This window comes from Rhizomonospora bruguierae (genome assembly GCF_018397995.1).
Taxonomy (GTDB): domain Bacteria; phylum Actinomycetota; class Actinomycetes; order Mycobacteriales; family Micromonosporaceae; genus Rhizomonospora; species Rhizomonospora bruguierae.
The window spans coordinates 1-5,492 of sequence record NZ_BBQH01000068.1 but is presented as its reverse complement, the minus strand read 5'-3'; the positions used below and the strand labels follow the sequence as shown (position 1 = coordinate 5,492).

Genomic DNA, 5,492 nt, shown 5'->3' with positions numbered 1-5,492 from the left:
TGCCCCTGGGGCGGCCGCCTGGTGGTGGTTGTTGCGGGTGTGTGGTTGTTCTTTGAGAACTCAACAGGGTGCTTTGAAAGCCAGTGCCAAGTTTGTTTTTCCCGGGGATGGGGGGCAGGCTTTGTGTCTGTTTCTTGTTCTTGGATTCCTTTGGCAACTTTGTTGCTGGGGTTTTGTTTTTCAACGGTTTTTGTTGGAGAGTTTGATCCTGGCTCAGGACGAACGCTGGCGGCGTGCTTAACACATGCAAGTCGAGCGGAAAGGCCCTTCGGGGTACTCGAGCGGCGAACGGGTGAGTAACACGTGAGTAACCTGCCCTAGGCTTTGGGATAACCCTCGGAAACGGGGGCTAATACCGGATATGACCACCGGGCGCATGTTTGGTGGTGGAAAGATTTTTTGGCTTGGGATGGGCTCGCGGCCTATCAGCTTGTTGGTGGGGTGATGGCCTACCAAGGCGGCGACGGGTAGCCGGCCTGAGAGGGCGACCGGCCACACTGGGACTGAGACACGGCCCAGACTCCTACGGGAGGCAGCAGTGGGGAATATTGCACAATGGGCGGAAGCCTGATGCAGCGACGCCGCGTGAGGGATGACGGCCTTCGGGTTGTAAACCTCTTTCAGCAGGGACGAAGCGTGAGTGACGGTACCTGCAGAAGAAGCGCCGGCCAACTACGTGCCAGCAGCCGCGGTAAGACGTAGGGCGCGAGCGTTGTCCGGATTTATTGGGCGTAAAGAGCTCGTAGGCGGCTTGTCGCGTCGACTGTGAAATCCCATGGCTTAACTGTGGGCTTGCAGCCGATACGGGCAGGCTAGAGTTCGGTAGGGGAGACTGGAATTCCTGGTGTAGCGGTGAAATGCGCAGATATCAGGAGGAACACCGGTGGCGAAGGCGGGTCTCTGGGCCGATACTGACGCTGAGGAGCGAAAGCGTGGGGAGCGAACAGGATTAGATACCCTGGTAGTCCACGCTGTAAACGTTGGGCGCTAGGTGTGGGGGGCCTCTCCGGTTCTCTGTGCCGCAGCTAACGCATTAAGCGCCCCGCCTGGGGAGTACGGCCGCAAGGCTAAAACTCAAAGGAATTGACGGGGGCCCGCACAAGCGGCGGAGCATGCGGATTAATTCGATGCAACGCGAAGAACCTTACCTGGGTTTGACATCGCCGGAAATCCTTCAGAGATGGGGGGTCCTTCGGGGTCGGTGACAGGTGGTGCATGGCTGTCGTCAGCTCGTGTCGTGAGATGTTGGGTTAAGTCCCGCAACGAGCGCAACCCTCGTTCGATGTTGCCAGCGCGTTATGGCGGGGACTCATCGAAGACTGCCGGGGTCAACTCGGAGGAAGGTGGGGATGACGTCAAGTCATCATGCCCCTTATGTCCAGGGCTTCACGCATGCTACAATGGCCGGTACAATGGGCTGCGATACTGTGAGGTGGAGCGAATCCCAAAAAGCCGGTCTCAGTTCGGATCGGGGTCTGCAACTCGACCCCGTGAAGTCGGAGTCGCTAGTAATCGCAGATCAGCAACGCTGCGGTGAATACGTTCCCGGGCCTTGTACACACCGCCCGTCACGTCACGAAAGTCGGCAACACCCGAAGCCGGTGGCCCAACCCCTTGGTGGGAGGGAGCCGTCGAAGGTGGGGCTGGCGATTGGGACGAAGTCGTAACAAGGTAGCCGTACCGGAAGGTGCGGCTGGATCACCTCCTTTCTAAGGAGCGCCATCCGTTGAAAGACGGTATGGGGCCTGCACCAGGCGTGTGGTTTGGTGGGGTGCTCGTGGTCGGAGAGACTGGCTAGTTCGTCATCGGCAACGGCGACATTCCTAGTACTGCTTCCCTGTTGTGGGGGGTGTGGAGGGGGGTGTGGTGCGGCTGGTGGGGTAGAGGCATCCTGTTGGGTCCTGAGGGAACAACCTGTTCGCCCTTCTTGTGGGGGGTGTGTGCCCTGTTGGGGGTGGGGTTGTTTTTTCTGGTGAGTTTTTTTTCCTGGCACTGCTGTGTCCATCAAACCGTCTTCGTGTGTCCCTGTGGGGGTGTGTGGGGGTAGGTGGTGGGTGTGTGGTGGTGGTGGGTTGTTGGTTGAGAATTGCATAGTGGACGCGAGCATCTTTGTGGTCAAGTTGTCAAGAGCGGACGGTGGATGCCTTGGCACCAGGAGCCGATGAAGGACGTGGGAGGCCGCGATAGGCCTGGGGGAGCTGTCAACCGAGCTGTGATCCCAGGGTGTCCGAATGGGGGAACCCGGCATCAGTCATGTGGTGTCACCTGCACCTGAATTCATAGGGTGTGTGGAGGGAACGCGGGGAAGTGAAACATCTCAGTACCCGCAGGAAGAGAAAACAATATGTGATTCCGTGAGTAGTGGCGAGCGAAAGCGGATGAGGCTAAACCTGCTGTGTGTGATACCTGTCAGGGGTTGCATGGTGGGGGTTGTGGGAGGCCATGGGTTGGGCTGACAACCAGCTGGGGAGTGAGAAAGTGTGCTGTTAGTCGAATGGTCTGGGAAGGCTGACCGTAGACGGTGATAGTCCGGTAGGCGAAAGCAGCATGCCTCCTTTGGTTTTTCCCGAGTAGCGGCGGACTCCTGAAATCTGCCGTGAATCTGCCAGGACCACCTGGTAAGCCTAAATACTTCCTGGTGACCGATAGCGGACTAGTACCGTGAGGGAAAGGTGAAAAGTACCCCGGGAGGGGAGTGAAATAGTACCTGAAACCGTCTGCTTACAATCCGTCGGAGCTTTGCCTTTGGGTGGGGTGACGGCGTGCCTTTTGAAGAATGAGCCTGCGAGTTAGTGGCATGTGGCGAGGTTAACCCGTGTGGGGGAGCCGTAGCGAAAGCGAGTCTGAATTTGAGGGCGTTTGAGTCGCGTGTCCTAGACCCGAAGCGGAGTGATCTAGCCATGGGCAGGCTGAAGCGCGGGTAAGACCGTGTGGAGGGCCGAACCCACCAACGTTGAAAAGTTGGGGGATGACTTGTGGTTAGGGGTGAAAGGCCAATCAAACTCCGTGATAGCTGGTTCTCCCCGAAATGCATTTAGGTGCAGCGTTGCGTGTTTCTTGCCGGAGGTAGAGCACTGGATGGCCTAGGGGGCCTACAAGCTTACTGAAGTCAGCTAAACTCCGAATGCCGGTAAGTGAGAGCGTGGCAGTGAGACTGCGGGGGATAAGCTTCGTAGTCGAGAGGGAAACAGCCCAGATCACCGGCTAAGGCCCCTAAGCGTGTGCTAAGTGGAAAAGGATGTGGGGTCGCATAGACAACCAGGAGGTTGGCTTAGAAGCAGCCATCCTTGAAAGAGTGCGTAATAGCTCACTGGTCAAGTGGTTCCGCGCCGACAATGTAGCGGGGCTCAAGCACACCGCCGAAGCTGTGGCATTCACACATGGGACTTCGCCTGGCCCTTTTTGGGGTTGGGTGCAGGTGTGTGGGTGGGTAGGGGAGCGTCGCGCTTCCGGTGAAGCGGCAGAGTGATCTAGTCGTGGAGGGTGCGCGAGTGAGAATGCAGGCATGAGTAGCGAAAGAAGGGTGAGAAACCCTTCCGCCGGATGACCAAGGGTTCCAGGGCTAGGTTAATCCGCCCTGGGTGAGTCGGGACCTAAGGCGAGGCCGAGAGGCGTAGTCGATGGACAACGGGTTGATATTCCCGTACCCGCGAAGGAGCGCCCATGATGAACCTCATTGTGCTAACTGTTGAAGCGGCTGTCGACTTTCGGGTTGGTGGTTGTGGATGTGGGATCCTGGTGGGTAGTAGTCAAGCGATGGGGTGACGCAGGAAGGTAGCTGAGCCCGGTGGTTGGTAGTGCCGGGGTAAGCGTGTAGGCCGGGGTGTAGGTAAATCCGCATCCTGTGTGGCTGAGACGTGATGCCGAGCCGATTCAGGTGAAGTCAGTGATCCTATGCTGCCGAGAAAAGCCTCTAGCGAGTTCTGAGCGGCCCGTACCCTAAACCGACACAGGTGGTCAGGTAGAGAATACCGAGGCGATCGGGCGAACTGTGGTTAAGGAACTCGGCAAATTGCCCCCGTAACTTAGGGAGAAGGGGGGCCGGACGCGTGAAGCCCCGGTGCGGGTGGAGCGTGGTATGGCCGCAGAGAGCAGGGGGAAGCGACTGTTTACTAAAAACACAGGTCCATGCTAAGTCGTAAGACGACGTATATGGACTGACGCCTGCCCGGTGCTGGAACGTTAAGGGGACCGGTTAGCTCCATTTTGGTGGGGCGAGGCTGAGAACTTAAGCGCCAGTAAACGGCGGTGGTAACTATAACCATCCTAAGGTAGCGAAATTCCTTGTCGGGTAAGTTCCGACCTGCACGAATGGCGTAACGACTTCCCCACTGTCTCAACCACAGGCCCGGCGAAATTGCATTACGAGTAAAGATGCTCGTTACGCGCGGCAGGACGGAAAGACCCCGGGACCTTTACTATAGCTTGACATTGGTACTCGAATTAGCTTGTGTAGGATAGGTGGGAGCCGGTGAAGCTTGCACGCTAGTGTGGGTGGAGGCGTTGTTGAAATACCACTCTGGTTGGTTTGGGTATCTAACCTTGGGCCGTGAGCCGGTTCAGGGACAGTGTCTGGTGGGTAGTTTAACTGGGGCGGTTGCCTCCTAAAGGGTAACGGAGGCGCCCAAAGGTTCCCTCAGCCTGGTTGGTAATCAGGTGTTGAGTGTAAGTGCACAAGGGGGCTTGACTGTGAGACTGACAGGTCGAGCAGGGACGAAAGTCGGGACTAGTGATCCGGCACTTGCGTGTGGAAGCGGTGTCGCTCAACGGATAAAAGGTACCCCGGGGATAACAGGCTGATCTTCCCCAAGAGTCCATATCGACGGGATGGTTTGGCACCTCGATGTCGGCTCGTCGCATCCTGGGGCTGTAGCAGGTCCCAAGGGTTGGGCTGTTCGCCCATTAAAGCGGTACGCGAGCTGGGTTTAGAACGTCGTGAGACAGTTCGGTCCCTATCCGCCGTGCGCGTAGGATACTTGAGAAGGGCTGTCCCTAGTACGAGAGGACCGGGACGGACGAACCTCTGGTGTGCCAGTTGTCTTGCCAGGGGCACGGCTGGTTAGCTACGTTCGGAAGGGATAACCGCTGAAAGCATCTAAGCGGGAAGCCTGCTTCGAGATGAGGTATCCCACCCCATATTTTTGTGGGGGTAAGGCCCCCAGCTAGACGACTGGGTTGATAGGCCGGAGATGTAAGCCAGGTAACTGGTTGAGTTGACCGGTACTAATAGGCCGAGGACTTGACTTACGAAGGTGTTACGCGTCCACTATGCAACTCTGAACCATGCAACACATCACCAGGTTGGGTTGGTGTTGTTTGATTGGTTTATAGTGTTACGGCGGTTATGGCGGAGGGGAAACGCCCGGTTACATTCCGAACCCGGAAGCTAAGCCCTCCAGCGCTGATGGTACTGCACTCGGGAGGGTGTGGGAGAGTAGGACACCGCCGGACTTCTTCACGAGTTGAGGGCCACCCCTGCGGGGTGGCCCTCA

The 5,492-nt window shown here is 57.5% G+C and carries 3 rRNA genes; all 3 read left to right on the top strand.

What is annotated here, in order from left to right:
* Positions 1–190: 190 nt before the first annotated feature.
* The 3 genes from KJS59_RS25160 to rrf all read left to right on the top strand — a co-directional run bounded on the left by KJS59_RS25160 (position 191) and on the right by rrf (position 5,451).
* Positions 191–1,709, top strand: a 16S ribosomal RNA gene (locus KJS59_RS25160).
* Between the two features lie 404 nt (positions 1,710–2,113).
* Positions 2,114–5,247, top strand: a 23S ribosomal RNA gene (locus KJS59_RS25155).
* 87 nt (positions 5,248–5,334) lie between these two features.
* Positions 5,335–5,451 (top strand): 5S ribosomal RNA (rrf, locus tag KJS59_RS25150).
* Together the 16S, 23S and 5S rRNA genes form the textbook arrangement of a ribosomal RNA operon.
* The last annotated feature ends 41 nt before the right edge of the window (positions 5,452–5,492 follow it).